General features: G+C 48.6%; 1 rRNA gene. It reads left to right on the top strand.

Annotated features, from left to right (window positions below):
- Nucleotides 1-123, top strand: a 23S ribosomal RNA gene (locus tag ACZYR9_RS27990); the annotation flags it as partial.
- Nucleotides 124-249: the final 126 nt, after the last annotated feature.

Raw genomic sequence — 249 nt, forward strand, 5'->3', positions numbered from 1 at the left:
CCCCTCAAGATGAGATTTCCCAGTATGTAAGACCCCTTGTAGACGACGAGGTAGATAGGTTCGGGGTGGAAGCGCGGCAACGTGTGGAGCTGACGAATACTAATCGGTCGAGGGCTTATCCAAAAAAATATATGATCAGCAGCAGCTTTGGTTTCGATCCAGTTTTCAGGGTGCAAGCCTTGAAGCTTACGACGCAGTTTTGCTAAAGCAAAACTCTTAGTTTGGTGATGATGGCGGAAGGGAACCACG

The organism is Paenibacillus sp. F024, assembly GCF_057814255.1.